Origin of the sequence: Micromonospora sp. NBC_00898 (genome assembly GCF_045207895.1) — a bacterium.
In the GTDB taxonomy this organism is placed as follows: Bacteria; Actinomycetota; Actinomycetes; order Mycobacteriales; family Micromonosporaceae; genus Micromonospora.
Genome location: NZ_CP108775.1, coordinates 5,706,393 through 5,725,203, shown reverse-complemented (window position 1 = coordinate 5,725,203; position 18,811 = coordinate 5,706,393). Strand labels below are relative to the sequence as shown.

General features: G+C 73.5%; 18 protein-coding genes, 1 pseudogene and 1 riboswitch. Of the genes and pseudogenes, 6 read left to right on the top strand and 13 right to left on the bottom strand.

Going from position 1 to position 18,811, the window contains the following annotated elements:
- Positions 1 to 66: 66 nt before the first annotated feature.
- The 5 genes from OG799_RS27825 to OG799_RS27805 all read right to left on the bottom strand — a co-directional run bounded on the left by OG799_RS27825 (position 67) and on the right by OG799_RS27805 (position 5,163).
- Positions 67 to 867 (bottom strand): polysaccharide deacetylase family protein, encoded by an 801-nt coding sequence (locus OG799_RS27825; RefSeq protein WP_406039079.1) that lies wholly within the window; start codon positions 865 to 867, stop codon positions 67 to 69.
- 77 nt (positions 868 to 944) lie between these two features.
- Positions 945 to 1,892: a MerR family transcriptional regulator gene (locus OG799_RS27820; protein ID WP_406039077.1), complete on the bottom strand. Its 948-nt coding sequence runs from the start codon at positions 1,890 to 1,892 to the stop codon at positions 945 to 947.
- Positions 1,882 to 2,502 carry an isopentenyl-diphosphate Delta-isomerase gene (idi, locus tag OG799_RS27815; protein ID WP_406039075.1) on the bottom strand — a complete coding sequence of 207 codons (621 nt, stop codon included), beginning with the start codon at positions 2,500 to 2,502 and terminating at the stop codon, positions 1,882 to 1,884. Before idi ends, OG799_RS27820 begins: the two co-directional genes overlap by 11 nt.
- Positions 2,499 to 3,980, bottom strand: a complete 1,482-nt coding sequence (gene crtI / locus OG799_RS27810) for a phytoene desaturase family protein (protein ID WP_406039073.1) — start codon at positions 3,978 to 3,980, stop codon at positions 2,499 to 2,501. Before crtI ends, idi begins: the two co-directional genes overlap by 4 nt.
- 28 nt (positions 3,981 to 4,008) lie before the next feature.
- Positions 4,009 to 5,163, bottom strand: coding sequence for a polyprenyl synthetase family protein (locus OG799_RS27805; RefSeq protein ID WP_406039071.1), 1,155 nt, complete (start codon positions 5,161 to 5,163; stop codon positions 4,009 to 4,011).
- A gap of 65 nt (positions 5,164 to 5,228) precedes the next feature.
- Between OG799_RS27805 and OG799_RS27800 the strand changes: the two genes are divergently transcribed.
- Positions 5,229 to 6,155 carry a phytoene/squalene synthase family protein gene (locus tag OG799_RS27800; RefSeq protein WP_406039069.1) on the top strand — a complete coding sequence of 309 codons (927 nt, stop codon included), beginning with the start codon at positions 5,229 to 5,231 and terminating at the stop codon, positions 6,153 to 6,155.
- A gap of 22 nt (positions 6,156 to 6,177) precedes the next feature.
- On the opposite strand, the gene OG799_RS27795 is transcribed toward OG799_RS27800, so the two are convergent.
- Positions 6,178 to 7,227, bottom strand: coding sequence for a serine hydrolase domain-containing protein (locus OG799_RS27795; protein WP_406039067.1), 1,050 nt, complete (start codon positions 7,225 to 7,227; stop codon positions 6,178 to 6,180).
- A 92-nt stretch (positions 7,228 to 7,319) separates the two neighbouring features.
- Between OG799_RS27795 and OG799_RS27790 the strand changes: the two genes are divergently transcribed.
- Positions 7,320 to 8,807 (top strand): dihydrolipoyl dehydrogenase family protein, encoded by a 1,488-nt coding sequence (locus tag OG799_RS27790; RefSeq protein WP_406039065.1) that lies wholly within the window; start codon positions 7,320 to 7,322, stop codon positions 8,805 to 8,807.
- 7 nt (positions 8,808 to 8,814) lie between these two features.
- On the opposite strand, the gene OG799_RS27785 is transcribed toward OG799_RS27790, so the two are convergent.
- The 3 genes from OG799_RS27785 to OG799_RS27775 all read right to left on the bottom strand — a co-directional run bounded on the left by OG799_RS27785 (position 8,815) and on the right by OG799_RS27775 (position 10,689).
- On the bottom strand, positions 8,815 to 9,579 hold the full coding sequence (locus OG799_RS27785) for a crotonase/enoyl-CoA hydratase family protein (protein WP_406039063.1): 765 nt from the start codon (positions 9,577 to 9,579) through the stop codon (positions 8,815 to 8,817).
- A gap of 160 nt (positions 9,580 to 9,739) precedes the next feature.
- Complete coding sequence (locus tag OG799_RS27780; RefSeq protein WP_406039061.1) at positions 9,740 to 9,931, bottom strand: DUF397 domain-containing protein; 192 nt, start codon at positions 9,929 to 9,931, stop codon at positions 9,740 to 9,742.
- On the bottom strand, positions 9,922 to 10,689 hold the full coding sequence (locus OG799_RS27775) for a Scr1 family TA system antitoxin-like transcriptional regulator (protein ID WP_406039059.1): 768 nt from the start codon (positions 10,687 to 10,689) through the stop codon (positions 9,922 to 9,924). The genes OG799_RS27780 and OG799_RS27775 overlap by 10 nt, the downstream gene beginning before the upstream one ends.
- Positions 10,690 to 11,085: 396 nt before the next feature.
- Between OG799_RS27775 and OG799_RS27770 the strand changes: the two genes are divergently transcribed.
- Positions 11,086 to 11,334, top strand: a complete 249-nt coding sequence (locus OG799_RS27770; protein WP_406039057.1) for a flavin reductase — start codon at positions 11,086 to 11,088, stop codon at positions 11,332 to 11,334.
- Between the two features lie 38 nt (positions 11,335 to 11,372).
- Here OG799_RS27770 and OG799_RS27765 read toward each other — a convergent pair whose 3' ends face one another.
- From OG799_RS27765 to OG799_RS27755, 3 genes are read right to left on the bottom strand one after another with little or no spacing between them, the layout of a single operon-like run.
- Complete coding sequence (locus OG799_RS27765; protein ID WP_406039055.1) at positions 11,373 to 11,597, bottom strand: hypothetical protein; 225 nt, start codon at positions 11,595 to 11,597, stop codon at positions 11,373 to 11,375.
- Positions 11,598 to 11,645: 48 nt separating this feature from the next.
- The gene (locus tag OG799_RS27760) at positions 11,646 to 12,641 is read right to left on the bottom strand and encodes a ribonucleotide-diphosphate reductase subunit beta (protein WP_406046426.1); all 996 of its coding nucleotides are present in this window, start codon (positions 12,639 to 12,641) and stop codon (positions 11,646 to 11,648) included.
- Positions 12,642 to 12,643: 2 nt separating this feature from the next.
- The gene (locus OG799_RS27755; RefSeq protein ID WP_406039053.1) at positions 12,644 to 15,043 is read right to left on the bottom strand and encodes a ribonucleoside-diphosphate reductase subunit alpha; all 2,400 of its coding nucleotides are present in this window, start codon (positions 15,041 to 15,043) and stop codon (positions 12,644 to 12,646) included.
- Positions 15,044 to 15,197: 154 nt separating this feature from the next.
- Positions 15,198 to 15,344: riboswitch (cobalamin riboswitch) on the bottom strand.
- Between the two features lie 199 nt (positions 15,345 to 15,543).
- Between OG799_RS27755 and OG799_RS27750 the strand changes: the two genes are divergently transcribed.
- On the top strand, positions 15,544 to 16,395 hold the full coding sequence (locus OG799_RS27750; RefSeq protein WP_406039051.1) for a DUF2231 domain-containing protein: 852 nt from the start codon (positions 15,544 to 15,546) through the stop codon (positions 16,393 to 16,395).
- 365 nt (positions 16,396 to 16,760) lie between these two features.
- Here OG799_RS27750 and OG799_RS27745 read toward each other — a convergent pair.
- Positions 16,761 to 17,069, bottom strand: a pseudogene (locus OG799_RS27745) (hypothetical protein); the annotation flags it as partial.
- Positions 17,070 to 17,236: 167 nt separating this feature from the next.
- Between OG799_RS27745 and OG799_RS27740 the strand changes: the two are divergent.
- Entirely contained in the window at positions 17,237 to 17,944 is a 708-nt protein-coding gene (locus OG799_RS27740; protein ID WP_406039049.1) for an MOSC domain-containing protein, read from the top strand.
- Positions 17,945 to 18,099: 155 nt separating this feature from the next.
- Complete coding sequence (locus OG799_RS27735; protein WP_406039047.1) at positions 18,100 to 18,303, top strand: hypothetical protein; 204 nt, start codon at positions 18,100 to 18,102, stop codon at positions 18,301 to 18,303.
- Positions 18,304 to 18,811 lie beyond the last annotated feature (508 nt).

Genomic DNA, 18,811 nt, shown 5'->3' with positions numbered 1-18,811 from the left:
GGCGGTCAACCAAACCGGTATGGCGCGGGGCACACCGTCGGGTAAAACCGCAGTTCAGAGGTGGTGTCAGCGGAGCCGGGAGATCCCGTACCGGCGTTTCAGGTCGGGGATCAGATGCTGGCAGGCGGCCAGCGTGGGTCCCCGGTCGCCGCCTCCGTCGTGCATCAGCACGATGGCGCCGGGGCGGACCGCGGAGCCCACCCGCTGCGCGATCGTCTTCGCGCTCGGGTGGTCCCAGTCCTGCGGGTCGACGCTCCAGTGGAGTGAGCGCATCCCGAGCTTGCGGGCCACCGCCACCACCTCCGGGGTCCACCGGCCTCCCGGCTGGCGGTAGTACGGGATGTGGGCGTTCGGTACGGCCGCCTTGATCGCCTTGTCGGTGCGGAGCAGGTCGGCCTGGATGTCGGCCACCGGCCGGCGGCCCAGGTTGATGTCGTGGCGCCAGCTGTGGTTGCAGAGCTGGTGCCCCTCCCGGGCGATCCGGGCCACCAGCTCCGGGTAGCGCTTGGCCCGGCTGCCGATCAGGCAGAACGTCGCGGTGACGTGGGCGGCCCGCAACTGGTCGAGGAGCCGGGGCGTCCACCTCGGGTCCGGCCCGTCGTCGAAGGTCAGCGCCACCGCCTGGTCGCCGCTGTGCCGGCGCAGGCCGGCGGGGAGCGTGGTGGGCAGCGGCCGCAGCCGGGGCTTCGGCGGGGTGGTTCGGCTGGGCCGCGGCGAGGCGGTCGGCTTCGGCGGCGGCGGCGGGGTCGCGGCGGCCGAGGGGGACGGCGGACCGCCGGCCTGGGACGGGCTGCGGGCGGGGTCGCCGCACCCGACCAGGAACAGAACCAGGCTGAGGCCGAACGCCACCACGGCGCGTGAACGCATCTGTCGCTCCCGAGAGGGGGTCGGGGTACGCGGACGCCCCGACGGTACGGGACGCGGTCCGGAAGCGGGAGGGGCGGTCAGTCCGTTTTCGACTGGTCCAGCGAGTCGCGTACGGCCAGTGCGAGGGAGAGCGCCTCGGTCAGGTCGACCGGGCGGATCACCCCGGCGGGTAGCGTGTCGGCCCGCCAGCCCGGGCCGGCGGCGAGCACCAGCAGCGGCCGGCGGGGCGCCGCGAGCAGGGCGGAGAGCTGGCCCGGGTCGGCGGTGGCCCGGGTGTGCGACCACACCACGACGGCGGCCGGCCCGGTCCGGGTGACCGCCTCGACCAGCGCCGCCACCGGCACCCGGGCGCCGAGCATCCGGTAGCTCACCCCGACCTCCTCGAGGGCGGCGGCCAGCGCCTCCAGCGGCAGGCTGTGCTGCTCCTCGTCGGCGCAGGAGAGCAGGATCCGGGCCGGACCGGTGGCCGGACGGGATCGCGCCACCGCCGCGAACGCCTCCGAGACACACCGGGACATCAGGTGTTCCACCTCGATCAGCCCGCCGGTGGCGGCATGCCGTTCGCCGATGCCGGCGAGGACCGGGCGGAGCAGCCCGTCCCAGGTGGCGATCACACCGTCGGCGGCGAGGGCGTGCGCGATGGTCTCGCCGATGACCACCGAGTCCAGCCGCATGGCGGCCCGGGCCAGGCCGCGGGCCACCGGCCCGGCCCGGCCGACCGGGATGGTCATCCCGCCCCCGTCCCGGGCGGCGACCGGCCGGGCCCGTGGTGCGGTGACGTCGACGACGCCTCCCGCCGGCGCCTGGCGGGCCCAGCGGGCCGCCTCGGCCGGGGTCACCCCCTCGGCGGTGAGCCGGCGCATGATCTCCAGGCGCGCGAGGTCGGCCGGCGTGTAGCGCCGGTGGTGCCCGGGTACGTGCTCGCTGGGCCCGAGACCGTAGCGCTGGTGCCAGGTGCGGAGCGTGGTGACCGCGACGCCGAGTCGGCGTGCCACGGCCCCCGCGCTCAGCGCCTCATCGGCCACCTGACCGCTCCGACGCCTCGTCCGCGGGGACGCCGGACGGGATCGCGGCCGCCTCGGCGCCGCCGCCGGCACCGGGCGGGTTGCGCCGCAGCCGGTTCACCACCCCGCCCAGCCAGGGTGCGTACGCGCGGGGGTCGACGTCGAGGTCGGCCTCCAGCTCGGCGGGGTCGACCCAGCGCAGCTCGGCGACCTCGTCGGGGTCGGGCAGGGTGGGCAGCCCCGCCGGTACGTCGGCGCGCAGGACATGGTCATACTCGAATTCGACGCGGCCGGTGGCCGGGTCCTCGGCGTAGTAGACGTACACCCCGATCTCGGTGAGGGCGACCGGCTCGACGCCCAGCTCCTCGCGGAGCCGGCGGTTGGCGGCCTCGACCAGCGACTGGCCCGGCAGCGGGTGGCCGCAACAGGAGTTGGCCCAGCGCAGCGGGAACCGGGTCTTGGCGGCGGCCCGGCGCTGGAGCAGCACCCGGCCGTCGGGGTCGACCAGCAGCACCGAGAAGGCGCGGTGCAGCCGGCCGGGCGGCTGGTGGGCGGCGGCCACGGTGACCTCGCCGAGCGCGTGCCCGGTGTCGTCGACCAGCTCGACCAGGTGCCCCTCCCGCGAGGTCACGACGCGCTCCCGGTGATCCGGGAGGCGGCGAGCTTGCCGGAGATGAGGACCATCGGCACGCCCACGCCGGGCTGGGTGCCGGAGCCGACGAAGACCACGTTGTCCAGCGTGCGGTGCAGGTTCGACGGGCGGAACGGGCCGGTCTGGAAGAGGCTGTGCGCGGCGGCGAACGGCGTGCCGGCGGCCATCCCCTGCTCCTCCCACTCGGCGGGGGTGATCGTACGCAGCACCTCGACGCCCTCGCCGAAGCCGACGTACCCGCGCTCCTCCAAGGTGTCGACGAGCTGGTCGGCGTAGCGGCGGCTCAGGTCGCCGCGCCAGTCGAACGGCGCCCGGTGGAGGTTCGGCACCGGGGCGAGCACGTAGTAGGTGTGCCGGCCGGCGGGGGCGACCGACGGGTCGGTCCGGCTGGGGTTCGTCACCAGCAGCGACGGGTCGGTCATCAGCTCGCCTCGCCGGATCACCTCGTCGAACGTGCCGCTCCAGGATCGTCCGAAATGGATGTTGTGGTGGGCGATCTTCGCATAACCCTGCTTGGAGCCGACGTGCAGCACCACGCAGGAGGGCGAGTAGGTGAGCTTCCGGGCCCGGGCCGGGGGGAGCAGGTCGCGGTAGGCGACCGGCAGGTCCGGGTTGAGCACCACCACGTCCGCCGGGACGAACTCGCCGTCCGCGGTCACCACCCCGGTGGCCCGGCCGTGGGCGGTCTCCACCCGGCTCACGGTGGTGCCGTACCGGATCTGCACGCCGTGCTTCTCGGCCGCGCCGGCCATCCCCCGGGAGACCGCGTGGATGCCGCCGCGCGGGAAGCACACCCCGGCCACCGAGTCGAGGTACGCGATGACCGCGTAGATGGCCAGCGCGTCGTGCGGCGCCAGGCCGGCGTACATCGCCTGGAAGGAGAAGATCCGCTGGGTACGCGGGTCCTGGAAGAACTGGTTGATCTTCGTCTGGAGCCGCCGGAACGCTCCGCCGGCGACCAGCTTCAGCAGGTTGCCGGTGAGCAGGTCGGTCGGCGCGTCCAGGTTGCGCTCGATGAAGTCGGTGCGTTCCAGCTCCCACAGCCTGCGGGCGTAGTCGACGAAGCGCAGGTAGCCGTCGGCCTCCCGGGCGCCGCAGACGCGGGAGATCTCCGCCGCCATCCGGGTGGTGTCGGTGATGACGTCCAGCGTGGAGCCGTCCGGGTACCAGGCCCGGTAGGCCGGGTCGAGCGGGGTCAGGTCGAGCCAGTCGGACATCTCCTCGCCGACCGCGTCCAGCGCCGCGGCGATCAGGTCGGGCATGGTGAGCACGGTCGGGCCGGTGTCGAACTCGTACCCGTCGACGCTGAGCCGGCCGGCACGGCCGCCGGGCACCGGCTCGCGTTCCAGGACGGTCACCTGCCGGCCGCTCCCGGCCAGGTGCAGCGCGCACGCCAGCCCGCCCAGGCCGGCGCCGACGACCACCACCCGGTCCGTACGCCCGTTCACGGTCCGCACGTGACCACCTCCCTCACAAAGTTGCCCATCATGCCCGCCGCGTGGTGGCGGCGGTGGCGAGGCCCGTCAGCGCGGTGCGCGCGGTCTCGTCGATCGACGCGGTGCCGACCGCGGTCAGCGCGTCGGCCAGCCGATCGGAGATCATCCGCTCGACCCGGGTGACCGCCCCGGTGTCGGCGACCACCTCGGCCAGCCGGGCCACCTCGCGCGCCCCGGTGACCGAGCCGGCCCGGTCCAGCGCCCGGCGCTGGGTCGGGGTGCCGAGCTGCCGGGCCAGCATGAGCAGCGCGGTCGGCTTGCCGGTGCGCAGGTCGTCACCGGCCGGCTTGCCGGTGGTGGCCGGGTCGCCGTAGACGCCGAGCAGGTCGTCGCGGAGCTGGAACGCCTCGCCGACGGCCAGGCCGTAGCGGGTGTACGCGGCGATCAGCGGCGCGTCGGCGGCCACGCCGGCCAGGCAGGCGCCGAAGAGCAGCGGCCGCTGCACGGTGTAGCTGGCCGTCTTGTAGCGGGCCACCCGCAGCGCCCGGTCCACCGACCAGTTCGCCGCGTCGTTCTCGCCGAGCACGTCGAGGTACTGCCCGGCGACGGTCTCGATCCGCATCTGGTCGTAGCAGCGCCGGACGTCGAGCAGCCGGGCCGGTGGCACGGTGGCGTGCGCCAGCAGCCGGTCGGCCCAGACCATGCAGAGGTCGCCGATGAGCACGGCGACCGCCTCGCCGAACCGGTCCGGGTCGCCCGTGTGACTGGCCGCCCGGTGCCGGGTGGCGGCGGCCCGGTGCGCGGTGGGCAGGCCGCGTCGGGTGTCGGAGGCGTCCATCAGGTCGTCGTGCACCAGCGCGAAGGTGTGCAGCAGCTCCAGCGCGGCGAGCGCGGGCAGCACCGAGGGCAGCGGGCCGTCGCCGCCGACCACGCCGCGCCAACCCCAGTAGGCGAAGGTCGGGCGGACCCGCTTGCCGCCGGTCAGCACGCAGTCGCGCGCCGTCGCGGCGAAACCACCCATCGCTGCGTCGATCTCGGTGAGCGAGTCGACCTCGGCGGCCAGGAACGCCGCCAGCGTGTCGTCGACGCCCTTGATCAGGTCTTGGGTGAACGCGGCCAGCACGCCGCGGACCGGATCGTCCGTCGCTCCCGGCTGTGCCGGCGCGACGCGGAGCGCGTTGTCCGCAACTGCGTCGTTGGCCATGTCGGCGAGCGTACCCTAGGGTTACGAGTTGCGTCGATTGCTGCGTCGAATTTCGAGGAGGGCCGGTGGACGCCGATCTCACCGCTGCCTACGCCGCCTGCCGGCAGCTGCACAAACGCCACGGGCGCACCTACTATCTCGCCACCCGTCTGCTCCCCGCTTGGAAACGGCGGCACGTGCACGCCCTGTACGGATTCACGCGGTACGCCGACGAGATCGTCGACCGGACCGAGGACCTGCCGCCGGCCGACCGCGCCGCCCGGCTGGACAAGTGGTCCGCCCGCTTCGTCGCCGGGCTGCACGGTGAGCCGGTAGACGACCCGCTGCTCCCCGCCGTGCTGCACACCGTCGCCGTCTTCGACCTGGACCGGGCCGACTTCGCGTCGTTCCTGAAGAGCATGGCGATGGACCTGACCGTCATGTCGTACCCGACCTACGACGACCTGCTCGACTACATGGAGGGGTCGGCCGCCGTCATCGGCACCATGATGCTGCCCATCCTCGGCAGCTCCGACCCGGCCGCCGCCCGCGAGCCCGCCCGCCAGCTCGGCTTCGCCTTCCAGCTCACCAACTTCATCCGGGACGTCGCCGAGGACCTGGACCGGGGCCGCATCTACCTGCCTGACGAGGACCTGGCCAAGTTCGACGTCACCCGCGAGGACCTGCTCGCGGCGAAGGCGCGGGGCCGCGCCACGCCGAGGATCCGGGAGCTGATCGAGTACGAGGTGACCCGCGCGCAGGCCCACTACGCGGCCGCCGCACCGGGGATCACCCTGCTCGCCCCCGCCTCGCAGGCCTGCATGCGGACCGCGTACGCGCTCTACGGCGGGATCCTCGACGAGGTGGCGGCCCAGGACCACGACGTCTTCGTGCGGCGCGCCCTCGTACCGCAGCGGCACCGGATGGCGGTGGCCGCGCGGGCCCTGCTCACCGCGGCCGGCACGCCGGTGGTGATCCCCGGCCCGGCCCGGACCCCGGTCGCCGTGGGCTGAACCGGGGAACCGGAGTGGCCCGTCAGAGGCAGGAGTGCAGGGCCTCGACCAGCTCGTCCACCCGGTCGTGCTCGGCCAGCCGGGCGGTCGCGTACGCGAAGGTGTAACCGCGCCCAGGATCGGCCCAGGCGCTGCTGCCGCCGATCCCGCCCATGCCCCAGCTGCCGTCCGGCTCCCACTGCATGCCCAGCGTCCAGTAGGCCCGCCGATCCAGCACCAGGTCCGGGCCGTCGTACTGGACCCGGGTCGCCTCGGCGACCAGCTCCGGGCTGAACAGGCGTACCCCGTCCAGGGTGCCGCCGGCCAGCAGGCCCGCGTAGAGGCGCGCCAGGGCGGCGGCGGTGGCGTGCAGGTTGACCGCCGGCACCTCCGCACCCCGCCAGAGCGGCCCGTTCACCACCGCGAGCTCCAGGCCGCCGGGCGGGTTGCCCAGCGCCCGGGCCCGCGGCGACCCCGGCTCGCCCAGCATCCGGGTCGGCCACCCCGGATCGCCGTACGACAGCTCCGCGCAGCGCCGCTGGTCCGCCGGACCGAGGCCGAAGCCCAGGTCGAGCCCCCACGGTCCGGCGATCTCCTCGGCCAGGAACCGGCCCACCGGCCGGCCGTCCACCCGGCGGACCAGCTCGCCCACCAGGTGCCCGTACGTCCAGGCGTGCTCGCCCGCGACGGTCCCCGGCGCCCACTCCGGCTCGGCGGCGGCCAGGTCCGCGCAGAGCAGCTCCCAGTCGGCGATCGCCTCCGCCGGTCGGGGGACCGGGAACGCCGGCAGCCCGGCGGTGTGGCTGAGCACCTGCCGGACCGTCGCCGGGGTGCGGAATCCCGGCCAGTGCGCGGCCACCGGGTCGTCGAGGTCGACCCGGCCCCGGTCCACCAGCATCAGCAGGCAGAGCGCGGCCACCGGCTTGCCGACCGAGTAGACGTTCACCAGGGTGTCCGGTCGCCAACCCGGGCCGCCGAGCAGGTCGACCACCGGTGCGCCGTCGTACCAGACGGTCAGCGCCGCGCCGGTCTCCCGGCCGCCGGCGAAGAGGTCCTGGAAGCAGTCCCGGACCGGGGCGAAGCGTGGGTGCATCGGGCCACCGTATGGGGTCCGAGGTGTTACGGGCGCGGCAAATTCCGGCGGGTGTGGTGGTCGAGCGTTCGCCGGTGCGGAATGCTGGCGGAATGGCGGAGCCGGAACTGGTGGACGTGGTCGTGGTCGGACTCGGGGTCGGCGGCGAGGAGGTGGCCGGGCGACTGGCCGAGGCCGGCCTCAGCGTCGTCGGGATCGAGCGGGACCTGGTCGGCGGGGAGTGCCCCTACTGGGGCTGCGTCCCGAGCAAGATGATGATCCGGGCGGCGAACGCGCTCGCCGAGGCGCGCCGGGTCAACGTGCTGGCCGGCGCGGCGCAGGTCCGGCCCGACTGGGCGCCGGTGGCGAAGCGGATCCGTGAGGAGGCCACCGACACCTGGGACGACAAGGTGGCGGTGGACCGCTTCGTCGGCAAGGGCGGCCGGTTCCTCCGGGGCAGCGGCCGGCTCGACGGGCCCGGCCGGGTCCGCGTCGGCGAGCAGGTGTTCCAGGCCCGGTACGGGGTCGTGCTCGGCACCGGCACCCGCCCCTCGATCCCGCCGATCGACGGGCTGGCCGACACGCCGTACTGGACGAACCACCAGGCCATCGAGGTGGAGGAGCTGCCGGAGTCGCTGCTCGTTCTCGGCGGCGGCGCGATCGGGCTGGAACTCGCCCAGGTCTTCGCCCGGTTCGGCGTACGGGTGACCGTGGTGGAGGCGCTGGACCGGGTCCTCGCCATCGAGGAGCCGGAGGCGTCCGAGGTCGCTGCGGCGGCACTGCGCGCCGACGGGGTCATTATCGCCACCGGGGTGAAGGCGGAACGGGTCAGCCACGACGGGCGGAGCTTCACCGTGCAGGGGGGCGGCGGCGCGGAGTTCACCGCCGAGCGGCTGCTGGTGGTGACCGGCCGCAAGGCGCACCTGGACGAGTTGGGGTTGGAGACCGTCGACGTCGACGCGTCCCAGCGCTACCTGCCGGTGGACGAGCGGATGCAGGCGGCCGACGGCATCTGGGCGGTCGGCGACCTGACCGGTGAGGGCGCGTTCACCCACATCGCCATGTACCAGGCGGCCATCGTCGTCGCCGACGTCCTCGACCACATGCGGCGTACCAAGGGCGGTCCGGACCCCAGCGGCACCGCCAGCGTCGTCGGCGGCGCGGCCGGGGTGGCCAGCGCGGTCGGCGGCGCGATGAGCGCCGGCGGGGCGACCGCCGCGCCGGGCAGCGTCCCGCGCGCCGACTACCGGGCGCTGCCCCGGGTCACCTTCACCGACCCCGAGGTCGGCGCGGTCGGGCTCACCGAGAAGCAGGCCCGCGAGCGCGGCGTCAACGTCCAGATCGGCTTCACCGAGTTGTCGTCCTCAGCTCGGGGCTGGATCCACAAGGCCGGCAACGAGGGCTTCATCAAGCTGGTCGCCGACGCCGACCAGGGGGTGCTGATCGGGGCGACCTCGGTCGGCCCGGCCGGCGGCGAGGTGCTGTCCGCGCTGGTGGTGGCGGTGCACGCGGCGGTGCCGCTGAGCCAGCTCCGGCACATGATCTACGCGTACCCGACCTTCCACCGCGCCATCGAGGACGCTCTGCGCCAGTTGAAGTGACTCCGGTTCACTCCGGCGGCTCGCCGTGGCGGCCGGCGCCGGCGGTGAAGCGGGCGGCGCCCGGCATCGCGTCGGTGATCAGGGACTCCACGCCGAAGGCCAGCTCGGTCGCCATCGCCTCCGGCTCCGGCAGGCCGGCGTTGGCGAGCAGCGCGGCCCGGTCGTTGCGCAGGCAGGTCTGCGGGTGCCGGGCGATCTCGGCGGCCAGCCGCTCGGCCTCCGCCCGGGCCGTGCCCGGCGCGACCAGCCGGTTGACCAGGCCTATCGCATACGCCTCCTCGGCGGGGACCGGCCGGCCGGTGAGGATCAGGTCCATCGCCCGGCTCTCGCCGATCAGCCGGGGCAGCCGTACCGTGCCGCCGTCGATCAGCGGGACGCCCCACCGCCGGCAGAACACCCCGAGCACCGCGTCGGACTCGGCGACCCGCAGGTCGCACCAGAGCGCCAGCTCCAGCCCGCCGGCCACGGCGTGACCGGAGATCGCGGCGAGCACCGGCTTGGACAGGCGCATCCGGGTGGGGCCCATCGGGCCGTCGCCCTCCGGCTCGACCCGGTTGCCGCTCGGCGTGCCGATGGCCTTCAGGTCGGCGCCGGAGCAGAACGTGCCGCCGGCGCCCCAGAGCACCGCGACCGCCGCGTCCGGATCCGCCTCGAAGGCCCGGAACGCGTCGGCGAGCGCCCGGGCGGTGGGTCCGTCGACGGCGTTGCGGGCCGCCGGCCGGTCCAGGATCACCGTGGTCACCGGCCCGTCGTGCTCCACGCGTACGCCCATCGGGTCAGCATGCCGGGCGTGGTCCCGGCGCGCCAGGGTTCCGCCGCGGGCCCGCCTCGCCGCCCGCGCTGGCCGTCGTCGGGTCGGGCTGGCAGGCCGGAGGTTGTGGACGCCCGCTATGGAGCTGATGACGTGAACGAATCGCTGGTGTCGGCCAGCCTCAGGCGCGCTCGCGCAGCTCGGCGACGAAGGCTCGCCAGGCGGCCGGGGCGAAGGTGAGGGCCGGGCCGGTCGGGTTCTTGGAGTCGCGGACCGCGACCAGGCCGGGGAGGTTGTCGGCGACCTCGACGCAGTCGCCCCCGTTGCCGCTGCTGCGGCTGCTCTTGCGCCATCGGGCGCCCGTCAGCTCCATGTCTCCGCCACTTCAGTGATTAGGTCGACCGACTGCCAGTGGGACAACGCCTCGCCGCGCACGTTCTCCCACGCGGCCATTATCGCCGCGATCTCATCGACGTCGCTAACCACTTGTCCCTGGAGCTGGTTGTCGAGGTACCCGGCGAGCCGGTGGTCCGGGCAGGCCGCGACCACGAAGGGGCCGTTCAGCCCGGCGTAGGCGCCGACCGAGGACGGCACGACGTGGATCCGGACGTGCGGTTCGGCGCAGGCGGCCACCAGGGCGTGGAGCTGCTCGCGCATCGTCTCCGGACCACCGACGGGCCGGCGCAGAACTCCCTCGTCGATCACGGCCGTGAGCTGCGGCGGGTCCTCTCGTCTGAGGATGCCCTGGCGGGCGAGCCGAGCCGTGATGTGCCGGTCGATGTCGGCCCTCGGCAGCATGCCGGCGCCGGTGAGAACAGCTCTGGCATAGGCCTCGGTCTGAAGTAGGCCCGGCAGCACTACAGATTGATATGACCGCAGCGACACCGCCTCGCGCTCGATCTCCTGCCAGGGACGGAACCAAACTGGCTCACGACGTCTTGAAGTGTCCGGCCAAATGTCCCCGACGTCCCGGCCCAGCACCTCCGCCGCTGACACCCGATGCCGGGGATGGAGGATCCGGCCCTCGCTGAGCCAGCGCCCCACGGTCTTCGGGTCCACACCCACTCGCTCGGCGAGCGATTCGGTCGTGTGCCCGGTCTCGCTGAGCGCCACCCGCAGCGCGTCGTTCACGGCCCCTCCATCGGACGTCTCGAATATCCACCAACCATATAGCTACGCGGTGTATCTGTCCGATCACTGGAGGGAGCGTGTTGCGCAGGACGGCGCGGCCGGTGGAGGCGAGGAGCCCGGCGGTCAGCGTCAGCGCCGGGGCCGCCCGCCAACGACGTCGGAGGCGGCCCCCTCGAACCTCTTCCGAAGGGAGCCCACCGTGCGTTTCCGGTTCTGGCGACACCGGCCCGAGAGGTCGATCAACGTACCTCGACAGCGGACGCCGCTGAACGAGCGGCCGAGCTGGGCGACCCGGCCGACCGAGGTCTTTCCGACGAGCGACCCGGGTCGCGCGGGCAACCTCACTCCGGCGCAGCGCTGGCGGGCCGGCGGGTGGCGGCGCGACGGCGGCCGGAGGTGAGCCGCCCGTCCCGGTCGCACCTGCCGATGCGCCCGCTGTGGCGCTGCCGGGGCTGTGGCGCGGAGCGGCCCTGCCAGCTGGCGCGACTCTCCCTACTGGTCGAGTACCGCGACGACCGGACCGCGCTGCTGGTCTACCTCGGCACCCTGATGGCCGAGGCCGGCGCGCAGTTGTTCCAGCTCAACGGCCACGCCGCGGCGGAGAATCTGACCGAGCGGTTCCTGTCCTGGGCACGCGCCCGTTGACCAATGCGACGGTGGCTCCCGGCGGCCCGCGCCGGCGGTCAGGCGCGGCGGGCCAGGGTGGCGCCGAGGCCGAGCCGCAGGGCGGTGGTGCCGCCCGGACTGGTCGAGGCGAAGAGCTGCTTGGCGACCGCCGCGCCGACCTGCGTGGAGACCATCCCGAGCAGCATCAGCAGCGGCGGCGGTACGGCGTCCGGCCGGGCGAGGCCCACGGTCAGCCGTACGGCCACCGGGGCGCCCAGGGGGCGGGAGGCGTGCGCGGACATGCGGCCACCCTGCCGCCCGGCCGACCCCGACGCCACCGATATCGACCGTCAGAACACCTCGTCCAGCGCCACCGTCCCCTCGACCGCCACCTGGTACGCCGACACCCGCCGCTCGAAGAAGTTGGTCAGCTCCTGCACGTCCTGCAGCTCCATGAACGGGAACGGGTTCGCCGACCCGTACGCCGGCGGCAGCCCGAGCCGGGCGAGCCGCGCGTCCGCGACGTACTCCAGGTAGCGGCGCATGTCGGCGGTGTTCATGCCCGGCAGGCCGTCGCCGCAGAGGTCCCGGGCGAAGGCCAGCTCCGACGCGACCGCCTCGTCGAGCATGGCCCGCACCTGCGTGGCCATCTCGTCGTCGAAGAGGTCGGGTTCCTCCGCCCGGACGGTGTCCACCACCGTGAAGGCGAACTCCATGTGCATCGACTCGTCGCGGAACACCCAGTTGGTGCCGGTGGCCAGCCCGGAGAGCAGGCCGCGCGAGCGCAGCCAGTAGACGTACGCGAAGGCGCCGTAGAAGAACAGCCCCTCCACGCAGGCGGCGAAACAGATCAGGTTGAGCAGGAACGCCCGCCGGTCGGCCCGGTTCCCCAGCCGGTGCAGCGACCCGATCGAGTCGATCCAGCGGAAGCAGAACTCCGCCTTGTCGCGGATCGACGGGATGTGCTCGATCGCCGCGAACGCGCGGGCCCGCTCGGCGTGATCGGGCAGGTAGGTGTCCAGCAGGGTCAGATAGAACTGGACGTGCACCGCCTCCTCGAAGAGCTGGCGGGAGAGATACAGCCGGGCCTCGGGCGCGTTGACGTGCTGATAGAGGTTGAGCACCAGGTTGTTCGCCACGATCGAGTCGCCGGTGGCGAAGAACGCCACCAGGCGGTGGACCAGGTGCCGCTCGCCCTCGGAGAGCTTCGCCAGATCGGGTACGTCGGAGGCCAGGTCCACCTCCTCCACGGTCCAGGTGTTGCGGATGGCCGCCCGGAACCGCTCGTAGAAGTCCGGGTAGCGCATCGGTCGCAGGGTCAGATCCATGCCGGGGTCGAGCAGCATCCTCACTGGCAGGCCTCGCAGATCTCGGGGTTCTCCAGCGAGCAGGCGATCGCCTCGCCGTCGCCGACGGACAGGGTGAGCAGGGCCGGCGCGGCGGGTGTCGGCTGTGCCGGCAATCGCGCGGCGGCCGGGGCCGTGGCGACGGTGGTCTGGGCGATCCGGGTGGCCGGGCGCGAACGCAGGTAGTAGGTGGTCTTCAGGCCGGCCCGCCAGGCGTACGCGTACATCGAGGAGAGTCGGCCGATGGTCGGGCTCGCCTGGAACAGGTTGAGCGACTGCGCCTGGTCCACGTACGGGGCCCGCGCGGCGGCCAGGTCGATCAGGGCCTTCTGCGGCAGCTCCCAGGCGGTGCGGTACAACGCCCTCAGCTCCGCCGGCAGGTCCAGTTCCCGCACCGAGCCGTCCGCCCGCTTGATCGCGTCCCGGGTCTGCGGCGTCCACCGGCCCAGCCGCTTCAGGTCGGCGACCAGGTGCCGGTTGACCTGGAGGAACTCCCCGGAAAGGGTCTCCCGCTTGAAGACGTTGGAGACCAGCGGCTCGACGCACTCGGAGCAGCCGGCGATCGAGGCGATCGTCGCGGTCGGGGCGATCGCCACCAGCAGCGAGTTGCGCAGCCCGTGCCGGGCGATCTTGTCGCGCAGCGCGGCCCAGGCCTCCGGGCGGGTGGGCCGGGCGTCCGGCCAGTGGTCCGGGTGCAGCACCCCGTCCGCCGCCCGGGTCAGCGGGTACGCCGGATGCGCCCCGCGCGCCGACGCCAGATCGGCCGACGCGTCGTACGCGGCAAGGGCGATCTCCTCGGCGATCCGGGTCGACAGGGCCAGCGCCTCCGGCGCGTCGAACGGCAGCCGCAGGGCGGCGAGCACGTCGGCCAACCCCATCACGCCCAGCCCGAGGGGCCGCCAGCGCCGGTGCGCGGTCGCGGCCTGCTCGGTGGGAAACCAGTTCCGGTCGATCGCCCGGTCCAGCGCCCCGACCGCCAGCCGGACGGTGCGCGCCAGTGCCGGGAAGTCGACGCCGGAGGCCGTGGGGCCGGACCCGGCGTCGGGCCCGGTGACCGGCATCAGGTGCGCGGCCAGGTTGATCGAGCCGAGGGTGCAGACCGCCGTCTCGTCGTCGCTGGTCACCTCGAGGATCTCGGTGCACAGGTTGGAGTGGTGCACCACCCCGCCGCCGTTGCCGACCTGGTTGCAGGTCCGGTTCGCCGCGTCCTTGAACGTCATCCAGCCGTTGCCGGTCTGCGCCAGGGTGCGCATCATCCGCCCGTACAGGCTGCGGGCCGGCAGCGTCCGCGCGGCCCGGCCCGCCGCCTCCGCGGCCCGGTACGCGGCGTCGAACTCGTCGCCCCAGAGGTCGACCAGCTCCGGCACCTCCTTCGGGTCGAAGAGCGACCAGTCGGCGTCCGCCTCGACCCGGCGCATGAACTCGTCCGGCACCCAGTTGGCCAGATTGAGGTTGTGCGTACGCCGGGCCTCGTCGCCGGTGTTGTCCCGCAGCTCCAGGAATTCCTCGATGTCGGCGTGCCAGGTGTCCAGGTAGACGCAGGCCGCGCCCTTGCGCCGGCCGCCCTGGTTGACCGCCGCCACGCTCGCGTCGAGCGTGCGCAGCCAGGGCACGATGCCGTTGGACCGGCCGTTGGTGCCCCGGATCAGCGACCCCCGCGAGCGCACCCGGGACCACGAGATGCCGATCCCCCCGGCGAACTTGGACAGCTTCGCCACCTGCGTGTAGCGCTCGTAGATCGAGTCCAGCTCGTCGCGCGGCGAATCCACCAGGAAGCAGGAGGAGAGCTGCTGGTGCCGGGCGCCGGCGTTGAACAGCGTCGGCGAGCTGGGCAGGTACGCCAACCGGGCCATGAGCCGGTACAGCTCGCCGGCCTCCTCGACGGTGTCCGACAGGCCGGTGGCCACCCGCAGCCAGAAGTGCTGCGGCCGTTCCAGCACCGCCCGGCTGTCCGGGTGGCGCAGCAGGTAGCGGTCGTACAGCGTGCGCAGCCCGAAGTACTCGAACGCGTCGTCGTGGGCGTGGTCGATCAGGCCGTCGAGGGCGTCGGCGTGCGTCGCGACGAAGCCGGCGAAGCCGGGGGCCAGCAGCCCTTCGGCGTACGCGGCCGCGACGCTGCCGCCGAAGCCGGTGATGCCCTGGGCGGTGGTCTCGTCGGCGATCCGCCCGGCGAGCAGGCGCGCGGCGAGCCGGGCGTACGCGGGCTCCTCGGCGGTCAGGCCGGCCGCCGCCGCGATGGCCAGCTCGGTCAGCTCCGCCCCGTCGGCTCGGGTGGTACGCCCCGACCCGACCAGGGCGAGGATCCGGTCCGGGTCGGTGTCGGGCAGGTCATGGTGATGCCGGTGCAGCAGATCCCGCAGCGCGTCGACCGCGGGCGGGGCAAGGGTGGATGACGCCGTCACGTGCTCTCCTGAGTGGTCGGTGTGGACCCGCGGGAGGGCGCGACGGCACGCCGGATCGCCGCCGGTCGGTGTGCCGGCGGTGCTCCATACGGCTCGACGGCCCTCCCACGAGGCCCCGAGGTGGTACGCGCGCCGGACGGCGCGCCGTGCTGGCAGGTCTTCGGACTCACGGGCCGACGCGTTTCCGCGTACGCCTACTGGCCGTCGCTTCCCGGGCCCCGTCGGGCCCAGTGCTTGATGACGGCGGTCGTTCCCGCTCACCGCTGCGGGGCAGTCCCGGATTCGCACCGGGTTCCCTGTTCGAACGCGACGCCTGGCGGGCGCCGCGCCTGGCTGACCTGTCGCCAGGTCGAACCAGCAGTGAAAGTGATCCTAGATGTAGTGGGTCGGGAAAAGCCAACACACCACATGCTGTGGGCGTGTCGTCCACGATGGCGAGTCACCCGGTTGTGTGTCCCGTCGCCCGGTTTGGGGCCGCTCCTGCCGGGAAGTCGGACCGGGTGCGTGAACTGCTGACGAAACTCGAACAGGCCTCCGCGCTGGACCGAGTGGGCGACCGGTTGCAGCGCGCCGTCCAGGCCACCCTGCGTCCGCAGCGGGTCCGGGACGCGCTGCACGGCGTCTGGCTCGGGCACCCGCTGCACCCGGCGATGGTGCAGGTGCCGGTTGGCCTTTGGATCTCCGCCGCCGTGGTGGACCTGCTACCCGGGCAGCGCCGGGCCGCCACCGCGCTGGTCGGACTCGGCACGGTCAGTGCGGTGCCCGCCGCCGTGGCCGGGCTCAACGACTGGGCCTCGCTGACCCGCGACCAGCGCCGGGTCGGCCTGGTGCACGCCGCCTCCAACGTCGTCGGGGTGGCCCTCTATGCCGGCTCGCTGGCCGCCCGGCTGAACGGGCGGCACGGGTTGGGCAAGGCGCTGGCGTACCTGGGGCTCTCCGCGGTGAGCTCCGGCGCGTACCTGGGCGGGCACCTGGCGTACAAGCAGGGGGCGCAGACCACGCAGAGCGTCTCCGAGCTGCACCGGATCAGCGACGGCTGGCACTCGGTGGCCGACCTGGCCACCCTGCCGCAGCGGCAGCTGGTCACCCGGGAGGTCGACGACGTCTCGGTGATCCTCTACCGGCACGGCGACGACGTCACCGTGATGCTGGAACGCTGCCCGCACCAGAGCGGCCCGCTCGGCCAGGGCGAGGTGCAGGAGATCGACGGCCACGCCTGTGTGGTCTGCCCCTGGCACGGCAGCACGTTCCGGCTCAACGGTGGCGAGGTCGTGCACGGCCCGTCCGCCAACGACCAGCAGATGCTGCCGACCCGGGTGGTCGACGGGGTCCTGGAGACCCGGCTGCCCTGACGGCCGCGCCGGCCGCTGCCCGGGTCGGTCAGTCCCTGCGGTGCCGGCCGCTGGACAGCGCCCGCCCGGCGGTCCGGACGACGGGCGCCGTCGCAGGCCGAGCACCGCGCCGATCTGCGCGCCGACGATGCTCGCCACCGCGAGCGCCGCGGAGATCGCCAGCGGCCGGTTGATCCCGTCGTCGGTGATCGCCCGGGAGGCGCCGGCGGCCACCGCGGGGGGTGGGCCCACCGGCTCCTCGACCCGCGGGTCGGACTGCTGCGGTGCCGCGCCGGACGGATGTGTGGCGGCTGGCGTCCGGGGTGCCGGGGCGGGGCTGGTGGGCGTCACCGGACGGACCACCAGGTGCCCGCTGGCGTGGGTTTCTCGCCGTCGACCACCGGAAAGCTGACCTCGTGGCCGCGGACGCCGCGCGCGGCGGCCAGGTAGTCCGCGACGGCGGCCCGGGCGCTCGGCTCGTCGATCTCCTTCGGGCCGCCCTCGATCGCCCGCGCCCGGTCGATCATCTGGCCGCCGCTGCGGGCCGCCTCCGCGGCGAGGTCGTCCGCGCGCTGCAACGAGCGCAACTGCCCGGCCCCGTCGTAGGCGAGCCCGATGATGACGAGCACGCCGGTCATCGCGGCGGCGAGGAAGAGGCTGACCCGGCCGCTCTCCCGGACCGCCCACCCGGTCATCGGCGTGTCAGGCATGTCGCGGGTTCCTCGGGATGGCGAAGCGGCAGGGGTGAGCTGTCGCTCTCAGCGGGTTGGCAACCTGCACGTGCGGTTCGGCAAGGGCAGCGCCCTCAAGCCCTCGGACTCCTAACCCCCGCCCGCAGGCCCCAGCAACTACAGTGATCTTGGTGAGAGTGGCCGAGATTCGCAGATTCCCGATCAAGTCGCTGCTCGGTGAGCAGCTCGAGGCTGTCGACGTCGAGCAGCGTGGGCTCGCCGGCGACCGGCTCTGGGCTGTCCGCGACGGGGACGGCAAGTTGGGCAGCGGCAAGAACACCCGTCGATTCCGCCGAATGCCCGGCCTGCTGAGCCTCCGCAGCCACTTCGCCGAACCCGTACCTGTCGTGGAACTGCCTGACGGACGCACGTTCGCCGCCGACGATCCCGTTGGGCATGCCGCCCTCAGCCAGGCCCTCGACAGGCAGGTCAGGTTCGAGCGCGAGGCAACGGTCCAGCACCACGACGAGGGGCCGGTCAGCGTGATCACCACAGCCGGCCTACGCCAGCTCGCCACTTTGATCGGAGAACCTGTCGATCCGACGCGATTCCGCGCGAACCTGCTCATCGACCTACCAGGCACCGGCTTTCTCGAGGACGCCTGGATCGACCACGACATCCATGTGGGCCCTGCCGTCGTCCTGCGACCACGCGCGTCACTGACCCGCTGCGTGATGATCGACATGGCGCAAGGCGACCTACCCGAGCACGGCGACCTCCTCAAGACAGTCGCCGAGCACCACAACATGACCTTTGGCCTCTGGGCGACCGTCACCTGCCCCGGCCGTGTCGCCGTGGGAGACACGCTCACCCTGACCCGCACCGGAACGGCCGGCTGAGCGCGCCTGAGCAGACACGCGGCTGCCGGAACCGACAGCCGCACCATGACTCCTGAACCGGCGCTCGCCGCTATGCTCATCACAGGCCCCCACCACTCCAGCTCCCCGCGGTGCGCGCTTCGGTATTGCCGAACCCGAGAGCTCTGCTCCGGTAGGTGTCCAGCGGCGAGGTGAACCTGGCGGTCACGGCTTTGCCGGCCGGCACCCCGGGCAGCCCGGGGGCGCGCAGGTCGGCGAAGGAGACGGTGCAGCTCACCGTGACCGTGACGGTCGCCGGCACGCCCGGTGCGCTGCGGTACGCCGGATCGGCGGACTCCGGGCAGGCGGAAGCGCGCCCGGATGTGTTCGGCCGGGCCTGAAGTCGCTGCCGCTGCATTTACCTGTACGGATCTTTTAGAAATCGAAACCTGATGTCTCCGGTTGGCCTCCGCCGCCAATTGAACGGGGGTTGCGTCGTGCCCAAGGGGCGAGCATAGGCTGACGCTCGCCGATGCAACAGAGGTAATTCAAGCGAACACGCTCAGTGGTGACGAGTGGTGGTGACGGGTGGCTGTCCGGAGGATGACGCGACGACCTGGCGCGACGGCGCCCGCCGGTCGGCGAGGGCCGGCCAACCGCACGATCGGGCCACCCGCGGGTGGCGGGACGGCCGGAGGATCGGGTGGCATCGGTGCCTCTGGTCCGATCCGTCCCACGGTGATCCGGGCCGCCGAAGGGCTCGAGCCGGTCGCCGATCGGGTGCCGTCGTCGAGTCGGGCCCGCTCGACCGGCACGCCCATTTCCGCGCCATCCGCCACTCGTCGATCGGCCGTATCTCACGCTCCGTGTTCCAGAGTGGAACACACCGTGACTGTTCGGCGGGGGCTC